Source organism: Asaia sp. SF2.1 (assembly GCF_000505765.1).
Taxonomy (GTDB): Bacteria; Pseudomonadota; Alphaproteobacteria; order Acetobacterales; family Acetobacteraceae; genus Asaia; species Asaia bogorensis.
On the sequence record NZ_AYXS01000049.1, the window covers coordinates 1 to 645 of the forward strand.

The 645-nt window shown below is 59.5% G+C and carries 2 protein-coding genes; one reads left to right on the plus strand and one right to left on the minus strand.

Going from position 1 to position 645, the window contains the following annotated elements; translation table 11 throughout:
• The coding region (locus P792_RS0120065) for an NmrA family NAD(P)-binding protein (protein WP_031241478.1) at positions 1 to 361 on the minus strand (361 nt) is incomplete at its 3' end.
• Between the two features lie 17 nt (positions 362 to 378).
• Between P792_RS0120065 and P792_RS39265 the strand changes: the two genes are divergently transcribed.
• On the plus strand, positions 379 to 645 hold a 267-nt coding region (locus tag P792_RS39265), incomplete at its 3' end, for a LysR family transcriptional regulator (RefSeq protein ID WP_235075523.1).

Below are 645 nucleotides of genomic sequence, written 5' to 3' on the forward strand. Positions count from 1 at the left end.
TCTTCCCCTGTCGCTCTTCGCCGACTGGACCGATCTTCATGGGCGACTGGACAGATAAAACGCCCTCAGCCCCATCAAGCGCCAATCGAAGGGAGTGATCGTCGTCTAGATCGCCGAGAACGAGCTCAACTCCATATTTTGCCAGAGCGACTGCTTTTGGCGCCTTCAGATCCCGAACAAGCGCGCGAATGTGCCAAAGCCCTCGACGTTGCATCTCGCGGATCGTGGCCCCGCCTTGCTGTTCGGTTGCGCCCGTAATCAGAATCACTGGTTTTGACATCTCGGCCCCCTTACTGAAGAGGCACGATAAGCCGTTCCCGTTGGACAGGGCAGATGCGGCATCGTAGACGTCTTGTTCCATATCTGGAACACGAGCCCATGAACTCAGATGATCTCGGCAGCTTTCTGCGCATCGCAGAGACCATGAGCCTCAGCGCGGCCTCGCGCGCCACGGGAACGCCTAAATCATCGCTCAGCCGGGCATTGTTCCGTCTGGAGAGGGAAATCGGGGCAAAGCTGTTCGAGCGCGGCCCGCATGCCCTCAGACTGACCGAGGCCGGGCGCATACTCCTGATCCACGCAAGACGCGTCATGGACGATCTGAATGAGGCTACCGCGGCCCTCGATGGGGTGACGGGGCAACCT